The organism is Rhizobium pisi (assembly GCF_003938655.1).
Classification (GTDB): domain Bacteria; phylum Pseudomonadota; class Alphaproteobacteria; order Rhizobiales; family Rhizobiaceae; genus Rhizobium; species Rhizobium pisi.
Map to the genome: position 1 here is coordinate 91,023 of NZ_RJJT01000016.1, position 18,713 is coordinate 109,735.

The window sequence follows — 18,713 nt, forward strand, 5'->3', positions numbered from 1 at the left end:
GCCTATGGCCCGCGGAGAACCGTCTTCGCGGGCTTTTCGTTTCTGCGAGCGCAGAAAACTCAAGCGACCGAGGCGATCGAAAGGCAGAGGGCGAATTTCTTCAGGAGCCGGCGATCGAAATGTCCTTCCACGCCCAGCATCCATTTCAGCGCATCGCTGGCACTCCACGGCGCCTTGTACGGCCGCACGGAGGTGATGGCGTCATAGACATCGCAGATCGTAGCGATACGCGCGTGCAGACTGACCTGGCTGCCGGACAACCCATGCGGATAGCCCTTGCCGTCGATGCGTTCGTGGTGATTGAGGCAGACGTCGAGAACGATCTCCGGCATCTCCTCCTGCTGCGACAGGATCGTGTGCCCCTTCTCCGGATGCCGCCGGATAAGGTTCATCTCATCCTCATCCAGGCGCCCTTCCTTATTGAGCACTTCAAGCGGAATATCGATCTTGCCGACGTCGTGCAGCAATCCGGCAGTGCCGAGCATCTGAACCGTATGTTCGTCGAGAGCGAGATGACGGCTGAAAAGGATCATCAGCGCACTCACCGAAATCGAATGCAGGAAAGTGACTTCGTCCTTTGATTTCAGGCGCGTGACGCTCATGAAAACCGAAGGGTTCTGATCCAGCGACTTGGAGACGGAGGAAATCACCGGCGCGACCTGATCGACGGTGATTCCGTCGCCAACCTGCAGCCTGCCGAAAACCTCCTCCAGCACCTCAACGGATTTCTGGATGGTCTCGCGCGCGGCCTTGACGTCGATCTCGATGTCACGACCCGGCAGGCCGTTGGTATCGAAACCCCTGGTCGTATTGATGACGACGGTGGCAGTGCCGCATTTGCGGATTTTCGCGGCATCGATCTCGCGCCGCAGGGGAAATCTGCGCTTGGATAAAAGAGGATCCTGCCAAAGGCCTTCGATGACCTCTACAAACATTCCGATACGCACCTGGCTGGCGTCGATACGCTTGAGCATCCAGATCTCTATTTCCTAATATGTCTATGTAATTCTTTGATAGTTGTTTTTTCACTGCTGCGCGTTTGGGTATCGAATGTTTCTACCGCAAGCAGCCAAATTAACGGTTAATGGGAAAGATAAAGGCCTCCACAAGAGCTGAGGCCTTCGATCTCGACAAGGATTTGCGCTTTGGGCCGGCTTGAAAAAATCGGCGGAAACGCAAGAAAAATGACCAGTCCGAGCGCATTTTCGGCCGGATCGATCTGATTTTCGTTCCATTTTGTTATGAACTTGCGAAATCCTGTCAAAATTCCTAGAAATCTCCTCATGAGCCTTCCCGAGTCAAATATGGCCGGTGGGCTCGCTGATCGCGCCGCTATCGATCGTCCTTGGCACGGCCCGGAGGCCGTTGAATGATCGGGAAAGCCGGCGCGGCATCTCATCGCGGGTCGGACGACCCCATCCAAGGAGACAGACAATGACCCTCAAGACACTGACGGCGACCCTCGTCGCGTCGCTCGCCTTTGCGCCGCTTGCCCATGCCGATATCACCATCGGCCTGATCGCGCCGCTGACCGGCCCCGTCGCCGCCTATGGCGACCAGGTGAAGAACGGCGCTCAGACCGCCGTCGACGAGATCAACAAAAAGGGCGGCATCCTCGGCGAGAAGGTCGTTCTCGAGCTGGCAGACGATGCCGGCGAACCGAAGCAGGGCGTTTCCGCCGCCAATAAGGTGGTCGGCGACGGCATCCGCTTTGTCGTCGGCCCCGTGACCTCAGGTGTTGCGATTCCCGTTTCGGACGTTCTGGCCGAAAACGGCGTGCTGATGGTCACTCCGACCGCAACGGCCCCTGACCTTACCAAGCGCGGCCTCACCAATGTGCTGCGCACCTGCGGGCGCGATGACCAGCAGGCTGAAGTCGCCGCGAAATACGTGCTGAAGAATTTCAAGGATAAGCGCATCGCCATCGTCAACGACAAGGGCGCTTACGGCAAAGGGCTCGCCGATGCCTTCAAAGCGACGCTGAATGCAGGCGGCGTCACCGAAGTCGTCAACGATGCGATCACGCCTGGCGATAAGGATTTCAGCGCGCTCACCACCCGCATCAAGTCCGAGAAGGTCGATGTCGTCTATTTCGGCGGCTACCACCCGGAAGGCGGCCTGCTTGCCCGCCAGCTTCATGATCTCGCCGCTAACGCGATGATCATCGGCGGCGACGGTCTCTCCAATACCGAATTCTGGGCCATCGGCACGGATGCAGCGGCAGGCACGCTGTTCACCAACGCGTCCGACGCCACCAAAAGCCCGGACTCCAAGGCTGCCGCCGATGCGCTCTTCGCCAAGAACATTCCGGCCGAGGCCTTCACGCTGAACGCCTATGCTGCCGTCGAAGTTCTGAAAGCCGGCATCGAGAAGGCCGGCAGCGCCGAGGATGCGGAAGCCGTTGCGGCTGCGCTGAAAGACGGCAAGGAAATCCCGACCGCCATCGGCAAGGTCACCTACGGCGAAACCGGTGACCTCACCTCGCAGAGCTTCACGCTCTACAAGTGGGAAGGCGGCAAGATCGTCGCCGCGGAATAAACCAAGGCACAGAGACAGCGATCGGGCGCCGCAAGGCGCCCGGTTTCGTTTGTGGGCATCGCATGTCGCCGCAGATCGGTTATAAGTTTTGGAATCGGTTGCAATGTGAGCAAAGCCATGACCAGCAGACTCGAACGTCTCATCGACCAGGGTGTGGGCCGTGTGCCTGCCGACATCGTGTTGAAGGGCGGCAGCTTCTTCGATCTCGTCACCGGTGAACTCGTCCGCTCCGACATTGCCATCGGCGCCGACCGCATCGTCGGCACGTCAGGCAATTACGAGGGTGAGACCGAAATCGATATCTCGGGCAGAACAGTCGTTCCCGGCTTCATTGACACGCATCTGCACATCGAATCCTCGCTGGTGACGCCACACGAATTCGACCGCTGCGTCCTGCCCTACGGCGTCACGACCGCGATCTGCGATCCGCATGAGATCGCCAATGTGCTTGGCAAGGAAGGTATCGAGTTCTTCCTCGCTTCGGCGCTGGAAACAATCATGGACATCCGCGTCCAGCTCTCCTCCTGCGTACCCGCCACACATCTCGAAACCTCCGGCGCCGACCTGCCGATCGAAAGCCTCCTGCCCTACCGCGACCATTCCAAGGTCATCGGCCTTGCCGAGTTCATGAATTTTCCCGGGGTGATCCACAAGGATCCCGTCTGCATGGCAAAGCTCGACGCCTTTCAGGGCGGCCATATAGACGGCCACGCCCCGCTTCTTTCCGGCAACGACCTCAACGGCTACCTCGCAGCCGGCATCCACACCGAGCACGAATGCACGAGCGCTGCGGAAGCGCTGGAAAAGATCCGCAAGGGCATGCACATCCTCGTGCGCGAAGGCTCGGTCTCCAAGGATCTCGCCGCTTTGATCCCCATCATCACCGAGCGGCTTTCACCCTACCTCGCGCTCTGCACCGACGACCGCAATCCGCTCGATATCGCCGAACAGGGCCATCTCGATCACATGATCCGCACCGCGATCGCAGCCGGTGTCGAGCCCCTGGCGATTTATCGCGCCGCCTCGATCTCTGCCGCCCGCGCCTTCGGCCTCAGGGACCGCGGCCTGGTGGCGCCGGGCTGGCGGGCCGATCTGGTCGTTCTCGACAGCCTGGAAAACTGCCGTGCCGAGATGGTCTTCTCGGCCGGCCGCCGCGTCACCGACGCACTCTTTTCGACACGCAGGCCGGTCGCCCCGATCGGTCTCGACAGCGTCAAGGCCCGGCCCGTCAACGCCGCCCATTTCGGCGTGCCGGTCGCCGAGGGTGAAACGCCGGTTATCGGCGTCATGCCGGGCAAGATCATCACGGAGCATCGCCGCTACCGCCTGCCCGTCAAGGGCAACGAGACGACGGTCGATCTCGACAACGATATCATCAAGGTCGCCGTCATCGAGCGCCACGGCAAGAACGGCAACCACGCCAACGGCTTCGTCCAGGGCTTCGGCTTGAAGAAGGGGGCCATCGCCTCCACCGTCGGCCATGACAGCCACAATATCTGCATCGTCGGCGTCAATGAGGACGATATGGCATGCGCCGCAAACCGCCTCGGCGAGATCAAGGGCGGCTTCGTCGTCGTCGAGGATGGCAAGGTGACCGGCGAAATCGCCCTGCCCATCGCCGGCCTGATGAGCCTCGAGCCCTACGAGACCGTCCGCGATACGCTGCACCATCTGCGCAAGGCCGCCTTCGCGCTCGGCGCCACGCTGGAAGAACCCTTTCTCCAGCTCGCCTTCCTGCCGCTGCCCGTCATCCCACATCTGAAGATTTCGGACATGGGAATGGTTGATGTGGACAAGTTCGCGCTGATTAGGTGATGCGTTGTTCGGCCGGATTGGCGGCGGACGCTCTCAGACCGCGTGATGTCTGGTCGTGAGTTCAAGCCCGATGGCCTTCATCACGGCCAGCGTGGTTTCGAGGGTAGGATTTCCGTTTTCGCTGAGGGCCTTATAAAGATGCTCCCGCGCAAGACCGGTTTCCCTGGCGATCTTGCTCATGCCCTTGGCGCGCGCGACAACACCAAGAGCGGACGCGATGAATTTCGCGTCTCCGGTCTGTAGTGCCTCGGTGATAAAGGTCTCGATGGCCTCGTCGGAATCGAGCATCTCGGCGGGATCGAAGTCGAAAATTTCTTCAGCCATTATCGTCGCTCCATTCCGCGGCAATTCTTTTTGCCGTTCGTATATCGGTTTCCTGCGTGCTCTTATCACCGCCGCAGAGAAGCACGATGATGGTTTCTCCCCGCTTCCGGTAATAGATCCGATAGCCGGGTCCGTAATGAATGCTCAGTTCGCTCACTCCCTCGCCGACTGGTGCGGCGTCGCCGGCATGTCCGGTCACAAGACGCTGCAGACGCAAGGCGATCATCGCCTTGGCCTTTCCATCCTTCAGCCTTTTGTGCCACTTTCGAAACGTGGCCGTCTGCTTCAATATGAACACGTCAATTGTAAGTTAAAAAATACATTCTGTCAAAATCCGCCGTTTCCACGGCCGGAACGAGCAGCCCAAATATCAAACCCGCGCGCAAAACCCATCCAGCGCCGCAAGCTTCACCGATCCCGGGCCTGCCACTGCGTCGAAGCCCGGCATATCAAGCGGCTCCCCGAGCACTATGCCGGCAGGCAGGCGGAATTCTGCCGGTTTGCGCGTCAGGTTGAAAACGAAAAGCAGCTTTTCGCCGGCCTTTTCGCGGATGAAGGCGAGCAGGTCCTGGTTGGTGTCGATGAAGCTCATGTCGCCGTCGATCAGTGCCGGATGGCTCTTCCGGAAGGCGAGCGTCTGGCGATAGTGGTGCAGTACCGAGCTGTCGCTCCCCTCCTGCGTATCCACGGAAAGTGCCGCCTGCTCGTAGGGCACCGGCAGCCAGCTCTTCTCGGCCGAGGTGAAGCCGGCATGCGCCTTGCCGGCCTCCCAGGGCATCGGCGTGCGGCATCCGTCGCGACCCTTGAAGGCCGGCCAGAAGCGGATGCCGTAGGGGTCGCGCAGATCCTCGAAGGCGAGCTCCGCCTCCGGCAGGCCGAGTTCCTCGCCCTGATAGAGGCAGATCGAGCCGCGCAGCGCCGCGAGCACTGAGATCGCCAGTTTTGCGATGACGGGGCGCTCTTCTTCCGTCAGCGCGAACCGGCTGACATGGCGCATGACGTCGTGATTGGAGAAAGCCCAGCAGACCCAGCCGTCGGTCACGGCTTTCTGGAAAGCATCGACGCAGCCGCGGATATGTTCGGCGGTAAACTCCGGCCCCAGCAAATCGAACGTGTAGCACATGTGCAGCTTGTCGTCGCCGCTCGTATAAGCGGCCACCGTCTTCAGCGAGCGCGCCCCGTCGCCGACTTCGCCGACGGTCGTGCGGTCCTCGTATTGGTCGAGCAGTGCCCGGAATCGCTTGAGGAAGCCGATATTTTCCGGCTGCGTCTTGTCGTAGAGGTGGTTCTGCATGCCGTAGGGGTTGGTGTCGGGCGCATCGAGGCCTCCGTCGCTGGTATCGGGCTCGTGCGGCGGATTGCTTCTGAGCTGCTTGTCGCAGAAATAATAGTTGACCGTATCCAGCCGGAAGCCGTCGACGCCGCGGTCGAGCCAGAACTTCACCGTCTCGAGCACCGCATCCTGCACTTCCCCGCTATGGAAATTGAGATCCGGCTGCGAGGTCAGGAAATTGTGCTGGTAATATTGGCGGCGTACGCCGTCCCATTCCCAGCCGGGACCGCCGAAGATCGACAGCCAGTTGTTCGGCGCTGTACCATCCGGCTTCGGGTCGGCCCAGACATACCAGTCCGCTTTTGGATTGGTCCGGCTCGACCGGCTCTCGACGAACCAGGGATGGCGATCGGAGGTATGCGAGATCACCTGGTCGATGACGACCTTGATGCCGAGCCTGTGCGCTTCCGCCATCATCTCGTCGAAATCGGCAAGCGTCCCGAAGATCGGATCGACGTCGCAGTAATCGGAAACGTCGTAGCCCATATCGGCCATCGGCGATTTGAAGAAAGGGGAAAGCCAGATCGCATCGACGCCGAGGCTGGCGATATAAGGCAGCCGGCGGGTAATCCCCTTGAGGTCGCCGAGCCCATCGCTGTTGGTGTCCTGAAACGAGCGCGGATAGACCTGATAGATCACCGCGCCGCGCCACCAGTCCGCATTCCCGCCTGCCTGCAATGTCATCGGCTGCGTCTCCTGTCTTGTTCGCGCCCGCCACACTAAAGCGGACGCAACAAAAGACAACCGGGCGAAGCCGTTATGAACGGTCCCGACGTGGTCGCAACGCGTCGTCGCGAACCGGCAAGGGGGCGGCGTTTATAGGCTTGTCCACAACCCAAATCCATCCTCCGGATTTGGGGTTGCAACGCAAAGCCTTTGCGATAAGGTGCGCACTGACCTGCACGTAAGAGGTCAAACCCGGGAACAAATGTCTAATAAAGGCGCAAAGCCTAGAAAGGTGGACCCACCATGAACCAATTCACGAAAAAATTTCTCGCCTCCGCAATGCTTGGCACATTGCTGGCATTTTCGGCGCATGCGGCCACGCTCAATATTCACAATGGTGGCGACCCGCAGTCGCTCGATCCGCAGAAACTTTCCGGCGACTGGGAAAACCGTATCGCCGGCGACATTTTCGAAGGCCTCGTCACCGAGGACGCCAAGGATAATCCGATCCCCGGCCAGGCCGAAAGCTGGACCATTTCGCCTGATGGCAAGGTCTACACCTTCAAGCTTCGTGACGGCATCAAGTGGTCCGATGGCCAGCCGGTAACGGCAGGAGACTTCGTCTTCGCCTTCCAGCGCCTCGTCGACCCGAAGAACGCCGCCGACTATGCCTATCTGCAGTTCACCATCAAGAACGCCGAAAAGATCAACAAGGGTGAGATCACCGATTTCAGCCAGCTCGGCGTCAAGGCGATCGACGACAAGACGCTCGAAATCACCCTGGAAAACCCGACGCCTTACTTCATTAACGCCCTGATGCATTACACGGCCTATCCGTTGCCGAAGCATGTCGTCGAGGCGAAGGGCCAGGATTGGGTCAAGATCGGCAATATCGTCACCAACGGCCCTTACAAGCCGGTCGAATGGGTTCCGGGCTCGCACGTCACAACAGTCAAGAACGACCAGTGGTACGGCAACAAGGACCTGAAGATCGACGGCGCCAAGTTCTTCGTGCTCGAGGACCAGGAAGCCGCGCTGAAGCGTTACCGCGCCGGCGAATTCGACATTCTCACTGACTTCCCGACCGACCAGTACGAGTGGATGAAGAAGAACCTGCCGGGCCAGGCGCATGTCGCCCCCTTCTCCGGCCTCTACTACTACGTCGTCAATTCGCAGAAGCCGCCCTTCAGCGACAAGCGCGTCCGCCAGGCTCTCTCCATGGCGATCAACCGCGAAGTCATCGGTCCGCAGATCCTCGGCACCGGCGAATTGCCGGCTTACTCCTGGGTTCCGCCGGGCACGGCAAACTACGGCGAACCGGCCTATGTTTCCTGGAAGGATCTTCCTTATAAGGACAAGGTCGAAGAAGCCAAGAAGCTGCTGAAAGAAGCCGGCTTCGGCCCGGACAAGCCGCTCCACGCCGTCCTCAGCTACAACACCAACGACAACCACAAGCGCATCGCCGTCGCCATCGCCTCCATGTGGAAGCCGCTCGGCGTCGATGTCGAACTCGTCAATGCTGAAACCAAGGTGCATTACGACCAGATGCAGCGTGGCCAGGTCGAGATCGGCCGCGCCGGCTGGCTCGCCGACTACAACGATCCTGATAACTTCCTGAACCTCCTGGTGACGGGCGTGCAGATGAATTACGGCCGCTGGTCCAATCCTGATTACGACAAGATGATCAAGGACGGCAACGCCGAGACCGATCTGAAGAAGCGCGCCGAAATCTTCAAGAAGGCCGAGCAACTGGCGCTCGATGAATCCGCCGCCCTGCCGATCTACTATTATGTCTCCAAGAATGTCGTTTCGCCGAAGATCGAAGGCTTCGTCGACAACATTCAGGACATCCACCGCACCCGCTGGCTGTCGATGAAAGAGTAAGGGAAAACGGTCCTTTCCGCACACCGCGGAAAGGACCGGCCCACGACCATGATCAAATACGCCCTCCGTCGCCTCCTGTCGACGATCCCCGTCATGTGGATCGCCGTAACAGCCTCGTTTTTTGTTTTGCGCCTTGCCCCCGGCGGCCCTTTCGATGGCGAAAGGCCATTGCCGCCGGTGATCCTCAAGAACCTTGCGATCCACTACAATCTGGATAAGCCGCTCATCCAGCAGTACCTGATCTACGTCGGAGACCTGCTCAGGGGCGATCTCGGCCCCTCCTTCGCCAGCGAGGATTTCACCGTCGCCCAGCAGATCATGATCGGTCTGCCCTACACCTTCACCATCGGTACGGCTGCCTTCCTGATTGCCATCATTGTCGGCGTCGCCGTCGGCTGTCTTGGAGCGCTCTATCAGAACAAGGCACCGGATTATATTCTGGGTGCGCTCATCCTGATCGGCGTCGTGCTGCCGAACTTCCTGATAGCGCCCATCCTGCAGCTCGTCTTCGGCATCCATCTCGCGTGGTTTCCGGTTGGCGGCTGGGGCGACGGCTCGATCAAATACCTCATCCTGCCGATCGTCGTGCTTGCCTTGCCGCATGCCGGGCGTATCTCGCGCATCACGCGCGGCTCGATGATCGAGGTGATGAACCAGAACTTCATCCGCACCGCCAAGGCCAAGGGCATCGGCCCGCGGTTGACTGTGATGCGCCACGCGCTGAAGCCTGCGCTGATGCCTGTCGTCTCCTATCTCGGACCCGCGGCAAGCTACCTTCTCACCGGCTCGCTGGTTGTCGAGAGCATCTTCGGATTGCCCGGCATCGGCCGCTATTTCGTCAACGCGGCGCTGAACCGCGATTACGGCATGGTTCTCGGCACGGTCATCTTCTACATGGTGCTGATCGTGTTCCTGAACCTTCTCGTCGACATCGCCTATGCGTGGCTCGATCCGAAAGTGAGAAACCGATGATCCTCAACCCCGCAAAACGCGAACTGCTTGCCCAGGAACTGCTGGCGGCGGAAGGCCTTGCGCCCGAAAGCCGGTCGCTGACCAAGGATGCGCTGCGCCGCCTCGGGCGCAACAAGGCAGCTGTCCTGTCGATTATCGTCCTGGCGCTGCTGATCCTCGTGGCCTTCCTCGGTCCCTGGTTCATTCCCTTCAACTACGAGGATCCGGATTGGGCGGCCTTCCGCATCCCGCCCTCGATCGAAACCGGCCACTATTTCGGCACCGACCCGAATGGCCGCGACCTTCTCGCCCGCGTCCTTTACGGCACCCGCGTCTCGCTTGCCGTGGCACTGACGGCAACTGTCGTCTCCGTCTTCATCGGCGTGCTCTACGGCGCAGTATCGGGATATATCGGCGGCAGGCTGGATGCGATCATGATGCGCTTCGTCGATATCATGTATGCGCTTCCCTATATCCTCTTCGTCATCCTGTTGATGGTGATTTTCGGCCGCAACGTCTATCTGCTCTTTGCCGCAATCGGCGCACTGGAATGGCTGACCATGGCCCGCATCGTGCGCGGCCAGACGCTATCGATCAAACACCGCGAATTCATCGAGGCGGCCCGCGCATCCGGGCAGCGGCCGTTCAAGATCATCATCAAGCATATCATTCCGAACCTCGTCGGCCCGGTGGTGATCTTCGCCGCACTGACCGTTCCCGAGATCATCGCCACGGAAAGCTTCCTGTCCTATCTCGGCTTCGGCGTGCAGGAACCGCTGACCTCGCTTGGCACGCTGATCGCCGAAGGAACCGACGCCATGGAAAGCATGCCATGGCTGCTGATCTTCCCGGCCAGCTTCCTTGTGGCGCTGCTGCTCAGCCTGCTCTTCATCGGCGACGGCCTGCGCGACGCGTTCGACCCGAAGGATCGATAGAATGCTCCAAGAAAAAGACATCCTCCTCGAACTCAAGGACTACTCGATCACCTTCGCGACGCCCGACGGCGAGGTGAAGGCGGTCTCCGGCATGAACCTTACCGTCCGGCGCGGCGAGCGCATCGCCATCGTCGGCGAATCCGGTTCCGGCAAGAGCCAGACCTTCCTCGGCATCATGGGCCTGCTCGCCAAGAACGGCAAAACGACGGGACAGGCGCTGCTCGAAGGCAAGGACGTGCTGGCGCTGAAGCCGCGCGAACTCGACCAGATCCGCGGCAAGGATATGGCCATGGTCTTCCAGGACCCGATGACCGCCCTCAATCCGTCGCTAAAGATCTCCCGGCAGCTGACGGAACAGCTCGAGGTCCACGGTGGCCTGACGGCACGCGCCGCATCCACTGCTGCCCTCGACATGCTGAAACGCGTCGGCATCCCCGACCCGACGCGGCGCTTCAACCTCTATCCGCACGAGCTCTCCGGCGGCATGCGCCAGCGCATCGTTATCGCCATGGCGCTGCTCACCAAGCCGAAGCTCCTGATCGCCGACGAGCCGACGACGGCGCTCGACGTCACCATCCAGGCGCAGATCCTTGATCTCTTCAACGATCTGACGGCGGAAATGAATACGGCCCTTATCATGATCACCCACGATCTCGGGGTCATCGCCGGCCTCGCTGACCGTGTCGCCGTCATGTATGCCGGCCGCATCGTCGAGGAGGCGCCCGTCGACGAGCTCTTCGACAACCCGGCCCATCCCTATACCGCAGCGCTGCACGCCTCGATCCCGCGCCCTGACCAGGATGTCGATGACCTCGTCGTCATCCCCGGCCGTCCGCCGAACCTGCAGCACCTGCCGAAGGGCTGCAATTTCTCGCCGCGCTGTTCGCAGGTCCAGGACGATTGCATCGACCGCCCGCCCGCCCTCGAAACGCTGGCGCCGCGCCACTGCGCAGCCTGCTACCATCCGTTCCCCCGTCGTGAGGAGTTGTTGAACCATGGCTGATCGATCGCTTCTGAGGGTCGAGAACCTGACGACCCAGTTCGAACTGCCGGCAAAAGGCCTCTTCAAGCCGCCGGTCTTCCTCACCGCCGTCAACAATGTCAGCTTCGATCTCGCCGAGGGCCGCACGCTCGGCATCGTCGGCGAATCCGGCTGCGGCAAGTCCACGCTCGGCCGCTCCATCCTGCGGCTCCTGAAGTCGCAGAAGGGCCGCATCCTCTGGCAGGGCCGCAACCTTCTCGACCTCACCGATGAGGAAATGCGCGCCGCACGCCGCGACATGCAGATCATCTTCCAGGATCCGATCGCCTCGCTCGACCCGCGCATGACGGTTGGCGATATCATCGCCGAGCCGCTCACCGTCTTCGAGCCGAAGCTTTCGAAGGCCGAGCGCACCGAGCGCGTGCGAGAGATCATGACCGCTGTCGGCCTCGTGCCGGAGATGATCAACCGCTATCCCCACGAATTCTCCGGCGGCCAGGCACAGCGCATCGGCATTGCCCGCGCGGTTGTCACCAAACCGAAGCTCATCGTCTGCGACGAGCCGGTTTCCGCCCTCGACGTCTCGATCCAGGGCCAGGTGATCACGCTTCTGCGCAAATTGCGCAAGGAGTTCGGCCTGACGCTGATCTTCATCAGCCATGATCTCTCGGTCGTGCGCCTGATCTCGGACGATGTGCTGGTGCTCTATCTCGGCAGGGTGGTGGAAGCCGGTGACTGCGCCACCGTCTTCGATCATCCCGCCCATCCCTATACGCAGGCGTTGTTTTCCGCAGCGCCGATCCCGGATCCGAAACTTGCGCGCCTGCGCACCCGCATCCGCCTGCAGGGCGATCCACCCTCGCCGCTCAATCCGCCGAAAGGCTGCGTCTTCTCTCCCCGCTGCTGGAAAGCGACCGACATTTGTCGCACCGAAATGCCGCCGACCGAGGAAGTCCGCCCCGGCCAGAAGGCCGCCTGCTATCACATGGACAGGCCGTGAATGGAACGAAGGCCACCTGAAGTGGCCTTCGCTCTTTTCCGAATATCTGCGCATCCATCTTCAAGACGGAGCGTTCCGAAACGGGCTTGTTTCGGAATCTATAGTCTCTGATAACGAAGATTTAGATGGCGATATGCTATTTCGTTCCGGCCTGATCATGGGCCAGGGGAACGTTACATGAAATCGAAACTGTCAGGATTGATCGCACTTGCGGCTGCGATCGTCACCGCCTCCGCCGGGCCTTCGCATGCCGAAGATCTGAAGTTCCAGCTCACCAATGGGACCAATTCCGTCCTGACGCGTTTCTACAGCTCGCCGACCGGCGTCGACAACTGGGAGGAAGATGTATTCGGCGAGAACGTTCTCGATCCGGGCGAAAGCGTCAACATCACCATCGCCGACGGCCGCACGGTCTGCAAATACGATATGCGCTTCGAATTCGAAGAGGGTTCCGACCTCGATACCACCGAAGACACGCAGGACCTTTGCGAACTCGGCAGCTACACAATCCACGAATAACCATCCTTCGCCGGCGCCTGCCTTCGCTTCGTCGGTGAAGGCGGGCTTTTCATTCCGCGTGAGATCGGCGCCGATGATATCGGTGCTTGTCTCTCCGCGCGGCTCCGCGTATCAGCGGATAATCAAAGCGATGGAGCGGCCTGTTGGATCAGCGGCGCTCATGCCGGGAGGACAAGGTGAGCGCAAGACGGTTTCTATCGATCGGTGAATGCATGGTGGAACTTTCGCAGGCGGGCGACGGCTTGCTGCGCAAGGGCTTTGCCGGCGATACCTTCAACACCGCCTGGTATGCCCGCGCCTGTCTTGCCGCCGACTGGTCCGTCGATTATTTCACCGCGCTTGGCGACGACGCCATGTCGGATGAGATGGTGGCCTTCATCGACAAATCAGGCATCGGCACCAGCCTCATCCGCCGCATCAGAGGAAGAACGCCCGGCCTCTATATGATCAACCTGAAGGACGGCGAGCGCTCCTTCAGCTACTGGCGCGACAATTCGGCTGCCCGCAGCCTCGCCGCCGATCCTGACCGTGTGCGCGAGGCGGTGGAAAGCGCTGACGTCGTCTATTTCTCCGGCATCACCCTTGCCATTCTTCCGCGTGAGGATGCCGCAACGCTGCTCGCCGAAATCCGCCGCGCCAAAGCCGCCGGCAAGCTCGTGGTCTTCGACCCCAACATCCGTCCCCGCCTCTGGGCAAGCTACGACGTGATGCACACGACGATCAGCGAAGGCGCCCGCTCTTCCGTGCTCGTCATGCCGAGTTTCGACGACGAGGCCGCCCATTTTGGCGACGATTCCATCGACGCGACCATCCACCGCTATAAGGCGCTCGGCGCCGTCAATATTGTCGTCAAGAACGGTGCGGATGGCGTCAGGTTGAATTTCGCCGGCGAGGAGACCTTCGTTCCGGCCGAGAAGGTGAAGAAGGTGGTCGACACGACAAGCGCCGGCGACAGTTTCAATGGCGCCTTCCTTTCCCGATATCTGGAAACCGGCGATGCGCCCGCCGCCGCCCGCTTCGCGGCAGGCGTCGCAGCCCGCGTCGTCAGCGAGCATGGCGCGTTGGTCGTGAAAGAAAAGCTTGGCTTGAGCGGCGGCCGGGCCCGCGCATGACAATATAACAAGAATGCCATGCGCGGGCGCTCCCCGCCTTATCGGCATTCCGGCTCCCCGGAGCGAAACAGGAAATCAGGACTTCGTCGGCCGATCGGTCTCGCGAACCGCCTCGTCATGATACCAGCAGCTGTCGAGCGCTGCGTCGCAGACATCGGCTGCCTCGCGCTCCATTATCCGGGCGCGTTCGAACCGGCTGACGGCCCGCGGCGGCCTGACGGGAAACTGGTAGATCGTTGCGGATTCACGATGGAAACCGGTGGGCATGAGATCGCCTCCATTCAGCTCGCGCATCAACATTTGCCACCGAAACCATAGCACGATGCACAGAGTTTATGCAAATTGCATAAAATATATGCATCACCATCACGGTGATTGATCGCTATGCTGTCTACGCCAGAAGCTGGCGCCTATTTGTTCAACACTTCATCAGTTTAGGCTAACGCCCAATTTTTCATCCGGTTCCAAGGCCAAAAATTTCCTTTCTTCCTGATGATTCAGCCTTCGGCTGTGAAATCGGGCTACTTTAGGGGAAGCGGAAAAAAGCGCGCAGGCCGGCTGATTCGTGATTTTTCTTTCGCAGGGCGTCAAACTGGCACGCTACATGCTTCAATAGATGCATCCCCTGGCGGTCGGATGCGTTTGCGCGCCGAGATCGTCTCCGGATTTGCTCACCTTCGTAGCATTGAGAGAGTCACGATGACAAAATATAAGCTCGAGTATATTTGGCTCGATGGGTACACTCCGGTACCGAACCTGCGTGGCAAGACGCAGATCAAGGAATTTGACGTATTCCCGACGCTGGAACAGCTTCCGCTCTGGGGCTTTGACGGCTCCTCGACGCAGCAGGCCGAAGGCCGCAGCTCCGATTGCGTGCTGAAGCCCGTCGCCATCTATCCCGACCCGGCCCGCACCAACGGCGCGCTCGTCATGTGCGAAGTCATGATGCCCGATGGCGTCACCCCGCACGCATCGAATGCCCGCGCCACCATCCTCGACGATGAGGATGCCTGGTTCGGCTTCGAGCAGGAATATTTCTTCTACCAGAACGGCCGTCCGCTCGGCTTCCCCGAGCAGGGCTATCCGGCTCCGCAGGGTCCTTACTACACCGGCGTCGGCTATTCGAACGTCGGCGACGTCGCCCGCGAAATCGTCGAAGAACATCTCGACCTGTGCCTGGCTGCCGGCATCAACCACGAAGGCATCAATGCCGAAGTGGCCAAGGGCCAGTGGGAATTCCAGATTTTCGGCAAAGGCTCCAAGAAGGCTGCCGACCAGATCTGGATGGCGCGCTACCTGCTGCAGCGCCTGACCGAAAAGTACGGCATCGACATCGAGTATCATTGCAAGCCGCTCGGCGACACCGACTGGAACGGTTCGGGCATGCACTGCAACTTCTCGACCAAGTACATGCGTGAAGTCGGCGGCAAGGCCTATTTCGAAGCGCTGATGGCGCAGTTCGAAAAGAACCTGATGGACCACATCAATGTCTACGGCCCTGACAATGACAAGCGCCTGACCGGCAAGCACGAGACGGCTCCGTGGAACAAGTTCTCCTACGGCGTTGCCGACCGCGGTGCTTCGATCCGCGTACCGCATTCCTTCATCAAGAACGACTACAAGGGCTATCTGGAAGATCGCCGCCCGAACTCGCAGGGCTGCCCCTACCAGATCGCTTCGCAGGTTCTGAAGACGATCTCGGAAGTTCCGCTCGCAGGCTCGGCTTCCGCCGCCGCCTGACCTCCCAGCGGCGCCGGTCCTCGACCGGCGCCGTCATTCCTTCCGCATGAAAGCCGTGATCGACCGCTGACATATTCGCGGGGATCGAGCCGCTAAGGCTCTGCAAACACAGACATGCGGCTGTAATATTTCCATCATGGTCATGCCTCAAAATAGGCAAGCGGGAATCGCCGTTCCGGAACCCCGCTTTGGGGTTGAGCGTTGGCATATCACTGCAACGCGGATGGAAATCGTGACATGCTGCAACGTCCGGCAAACACTTACAGCGGCGAGAGCTGGGCCAATGCCGCCTCCGCCGGCAATCTGCCGGAACGGCTCGTGATCGTCACCGACGCCTGGCATCCGCAGGTCAACGGCGTCGTGCGCTCGATCGAGAACACCAACCGCGAACTGGCAAAGCTGGGCGTCGAAGTCTCGATGGTGACGCCGGAGCGCTTCAACAGCATCCCCTGCCCGACCTATCCCGAGATCCGCCTGTCGATCGCCGGTTATCGCCGTGTCGCCCGCGAGATCGAAAAGCACAATCCCTCCTACGTGCATATCGCCACCGAAGGCCCGCTGGGGCTCACCGCCCGCCGCTGGTGCCTGCGCAAGCGCATGCCTTTCTCGACCAGCTATCATACGCGCTTTCCGGAATATGTTTCTGCCCGCCTGCCGATCCCGCAGAGCTGGCTCTATGCCTTCGTGCGCTGGTTCCACAATGGCGGCGCCGGCTGCATGGTCGCGACGCCGAGCCTTGCCCGCGAGCTATCGGCGCGCGGCATCAAGAACCTGATGCCTTGGACCCGTGGCATCGACGCCTCGCAATTCCATCCCATGCCGCTTGAAGACGAGCCCTTCGGCCTCCCTCGGCCGATCTTCATGACAGTCGGTCGCGTGGCGCTGGAAAAGAACCTGCCGGCCTTTCTCGATCTCGATCTGCCCGGTTCGAAGGTCGTCGTCGGCGACGGCCCGGCGCGCGCCGAACTGGAGCAGCGCTATCCCCAGGTACACTTCACCGGCGTGAAGTTCGGCGAGGAACTGGCAAAAACCTATGCCCAGGCCGACGTCTTTGTCTTTCCGTCGCTGACCGATACCTTCGGCAATACCATCCTCGAAGCGCTGGCCTCAGGCGTGCCGGTCGCGGCCTATCCGGTCACCGGCCCGCTCGACATTATCGGCGAGGACAGTGAGGTCGGCGCGCTCGATCACGATCTTCGGGCGGCATGCCTTGCCGCGCTCTCGGCCTCACGCGAGAAGTCCCGCGACCTTGCCATGCAATATTCCTGGGAAGCCGCGACGCTGCAGTTCATCAACAACATCCGCGCCGCCAACGGCGTCATCACGCCGAAATGGAGAAAGGCCTGGCAGTACGCCAAGTCGCTTCCGAGAAGCAGAAAGCCCAGCGAAACCGCCGGGCCTCTTCCCTCCGCAGATTGATCACTCCTGCAAGCGTGTCGTTCACGACCTTGATGACTTCACAAAACGCTACCAATCAGCGCCAAGCCCGGCCCTACGTCCGTCTCTTCTTGCCTTCGAACGGATTGTCAGGCGAGCGGAAATGGATGCGGATCGGCACGCTCGGCATGTCGAAATCGTTGCGCAGCCCGTTGATCAGATAGCGCGTATAGGATTCCGGCAGCGCGTCGGAGCGGGTGCAGGAGATCATGAAGGCCGGCGGGCGGGCCTTGACCTGCGTCATGTATTTCAGCTTGATGCGGCGGCCGGAAACGGCCGGTGGCGGATGCTGGATCTGCTGCGTCTCCAGCCAGCGGTTGAGCCGAGCCGTCGAAATGCGCTTGTTCCAGACCCTGTCCGTATCGATGATCGACTGCATCAGCTTGTCGAGGCCCCAGCCGGTCTGGCCGGAGATCGGCACGGCGCGAATGCCGCGCGCCTGCGGCAGCAGTCGGTCGGTCTTCTCGCGCAGATCCGCAAGCACCGCCTGCCGGTCCTCGATCATGTCCCATTTGTTGAAGGCGAGAACGGCAGCACGCCCCTCGCGCAGCACCAGGTCGACGATCTGCAGGTCCTGCTTCTCGAAGGGGATCGTCGCATCGAAGACGATGACCACGGTTTCAGCGAAGCGGATGGCGCGCAGCGCATCGGCGACGGAAAGCTTTTCCAGCTTCTCGGTCACTCGCGCCTTGCGGCGCATGCCTGCCGTATCGAACATCTTGATGGTGCGGCCGCGCCAGTCCCATTCGACCGAAATGGAATCGCGGGTGATGCCCGCCTCCGGCCCGGTCAAAAGCCGATCCTCGCCCAGGAAACGGTTGATCAGCGTCGACTTGCCGGCATTCGGCCGCCCGACGATCGCCACCCTGAGCGGCTTGGTGTCGTCATAGGCGGGCTCCTCGTCCTCACCCTCATCAGCCGTCTCGACAATGTCGACGTCGGTGACGGCAACATCCTCCTTGGCATAGGCCCGCTCCTTGCCGATCGCCTCGACGATCGCGTCGCGCAGATCGAGCATGCCTTGTCCGTGTTCGGCCGAAATCGGCGTCGGCTCTCCCAAGCCGAGCGTATAGGCATCATAGAAACCGCTGTCGGAACCGCGCGCTTCGGATTTGTTGGCGACGAGCACCACCGGCTTGCCGCGCCGGCGCAGCATTTCGGCGAGCGCGGTATCGACGGGCGTCAGCCCGTTCTTGGCGTCGACGACGAAGAGCGAAAGATCGGCCTCGTCGATCGCCGCTTCCGTCTGGGCGCGCATGCGGCCCTGCAGGCTTTCCTCGTCGGCCTCTTCGAGACCGGCCGTATCGATGATCGTGAAGGTCAGGCCCATCAGCCGGGCATCGCCCGGCCGGCGGTCGCGGGTAACACCCGGCGTGTCATCGACAAGCGCCAGCTTCTTTCCCACCAGCCGGTTGAAAAGCGTCGACTTGCCGACATTCGGACGACCGACGATCGCGACCGTGAAACTCATTCTTTT

General features: G+C 60.8%; 17 protein-coding genes. 11 read left to right on the top strand and 6 right to left on the bottom strand.

The genetic code is table 11. The features are described from left to right. Window positions 1–59: 59 nt before the first annotated feature. Entirely contained in the window at window positions 60–974 is a 915-nt protein-coding gene (locus EFD55_RS22215; protein WP_125847429.1) for an HD-GYP domain-containing protein, read from the bottom strand. 460 nt (window positions 975–1,434) lie between these two features. Between EFD55_RS22215 and EFD55_RS22220 the strand changes: the two genes are divergently transcribed. Next, a complete protein-coding gene (locus EFD55_RS22220) occupies window positions 1,435–2,538 on the top strand; it encodes a branched-chain amino acid ABC transporter substrate-binding protein (protein ID WP_125847431.1) in 1,104 nt (367 codons plus the stop codon). A gap of 117 nt (window positions 2,539–2,655) precedes the next feature. Next, window positions 2,656–4,353 (top strand): adenine deaminase, encoded by a 1,698-nt coding sequence (gene ade / locus EFD55_RS22225; protein ID WP_125847434.1) that lies wholly within the window; start codon window positions 2,656–2,658, stop codon window positions 4,351–4,353. 33 nt (window positions 4,354–4,386) lie between these two features. On the opposite strand, the gene EFD55_RS22230 is transcribed toward ade, so the two are convergent. The 3 genes from EFD55_RS22230 to bglA all read right to left on the bottom strand — a co-directional run bounded on the left by EFD55_RS22230 (window position 4,387) and on the right by bglA (window position 6,694). Beyond that, window positions 4,387–4,677 carry an addiction module antidote protein gene (locus EFD55_RS22230; RefSeq protein WP_125847436.1) on the bottom strand — a complete coding sequence of 97 codons (291 nt, stop codon included), beginning with the start codon at window positions 4,675–4,677 and terminating at the stop codon, window positions 4,387–4,389. Then, entirely contained in the window at window positions 4,670–4,975 is a 306-nt protein-coding gene (locus tag EFD55_RS22235) for a type II toxin-antitoxin system RelE/ParE family toxin (RefSeq protein ID WP_125847438.1), read from the bottom strand. Before EFD55_RS22235 ends, EFD55_RS22230 begins: the two co-directional genes overlap by 8 nt. Window positions 4,976–5,047: 72 nt before the next feature. Next, a complete protein-coding gene (bglA, locus tag EFD55_RS22240; RefSeq protein ID WP_125847440.1) occupies window positions 5,048–6,694 on the bottom strand; it encodes a beta-galactosidase BglA in 1,647 nt (548 codons plus the stop codon). 285 nt (window positions 6,695–6,979) lie between these two features. On the opposite strand from bglA, the gene EFD55_RS22245 reads away from it, so the two are divergent. The 7 genes from EFD55_RS22245 (at window position 6,980) to EFD55_RS22275 (ending at window position 14,059) form a co-directional block, all read left to right on the top strand. Further along, window positions 6,980–8,560 carry a peptide ABC transporter substrate-binding protein gene (locus EFD55_RS22245; protein ID WP_125847442.1) on the top strand — a complete coding sequence of 527 codons (1,581 nt, stop codon included), beginning with the start codon at window positions 6,980–6,982 and terminating at the stop codon, window positions 8,558–8,560. 48 nt (window positions 8,561–8,608) lie between these two features. Next, window positions 8,609–9,532: an ABC transporter permease subunit gene (locus EFD55_RS22250; RefSeq protein WP_017965401.1), complete on the top strand. Its 924-nt coding sequence runs from the start codon at window positions 8,609–8,611 to the stop codon at window positions 9,530–9,532. Next, a complete protein-coding gene (locus EFD55_RS22255) occupies window positions 9,529–10,446 on the top strand; it encodes an ABC transporter permease (protein WP_125847444.1) in 918 nt (305 codons plus the stop codon). The genes EFD55_RS22250 and EFD55_RS22255 overlap by 4 nt, the downstream gene beginning before the upstream one ends. 1 nt (window position 10,447) lies before the next feature. Then, window positions 10,448–11,449, top strand: a complete 1,002-nt coding sequence (locus EFD55_RS22260) for an ABC transporter ATP-binding protein (RefSeq protein WP_125847446.1) — start codon at window positions 10,448–10,450, stop codon at window positions 11,447–11,449. Next, complete coding sequence (locus EFD55_RS22265) at window positions 11,442–12,428, top strand: ABC transporter ATP-binding protein (RefSeq protein ID WP_125847448.1); 987 nt, start codon at window positions 11,442–11,444, stop codon at window positions 12,426–12,428. The genes EFD55_RS22260 and EFD55_RS22265 overlap by 8 nt, the downstream gene beginning before the upstream one ends. Window positions 12,429–12,605: 177 nt before the next feature. Then, the gene (locus EFD55_RS22270) at window positions 12,606–12,947 is read left to right on the top strand and encodes a hypothetical protein (protein WP_125847450.1); all 342 of its coding nucleotides are present in this window, start codon (window positions 12,606–12,608) and stop codon (window positions 12,945–12,947) included. Between the two features lie 176 nt (window positions 12,948–13,123). Continuing rightward, complete coding sequence (locus EFD55_RS22275; RefSeq protein WP_281039993.1) at window positions 13,124–14,059, top strand: sugar kinase; 936 nt, start codon at window positions 13,124–13,126, stop codon at window positions 14,057–14,059. A 75-nt stretch (window positions 14,060–14,134) separates the two neighbouring features. Here the strand turns inward: EFD55_RS22275 and gstI are convergent, their stop codons facing one another. Next, window positions 14,135–14,326, bottom strand: coding sequence for a glutamine synthetase translation inhibitor GstI (gene gstI, locus EFD55_RS22280; RefSeq protein ID WP_125847454.1), 192 nt, complete (start codon window positions 14,324–14,326; stop codon window positions 14,135–14,137). A 432-nt stretch (window positions 14,327–14,758) separates the two neighbouring features. Between gstI and EFD55_RS22285 the strand changes: the two genes are divergently transcribed. Together EFD55_RS22285 and EFD55_RS22290 are read left to right on the top strand one after the other, a co-directional pair. Next, a complete protein-coding gene (locus EFD55_RS22285) occupies window positions 14,759–15,799 on the top strand; it encodes a glutamine synthetase beta-grasp domain-containing protein (protein WP_125847456.1) in 1,041 nt (346 codons plus the stop codon). A 237-nt stretch (window positions 15,800–16,036) separates the two neighbouring features. Then, entirely contained in the window at window positions 16,037–17,218 is a 1,182-nt protein-coding gene (locus tag EFD55_RS22290; protein WP_125847458.1) for a glycosyltransferase family 4 protein, read from the top strand. A 73-nt stretch (window positions 17,219–17,291) separates the two neighbouring features. Here the strand turns inward: EFD55_RS22290 and der are convergent, their stop codons facing one another. Then, entirely contained in the window at window positions 17,292–18,707 is a 1,416-nt protein-coding gene (gene der, locus EFD55_RS22295) for a ribosome biogenesis GTPase Der (RefSeq protein ID WP_125847460.1), read from the bottom strand. Between the last annotated feature and the right edge of the window lie 6 nt (window positions 18,708–18,713).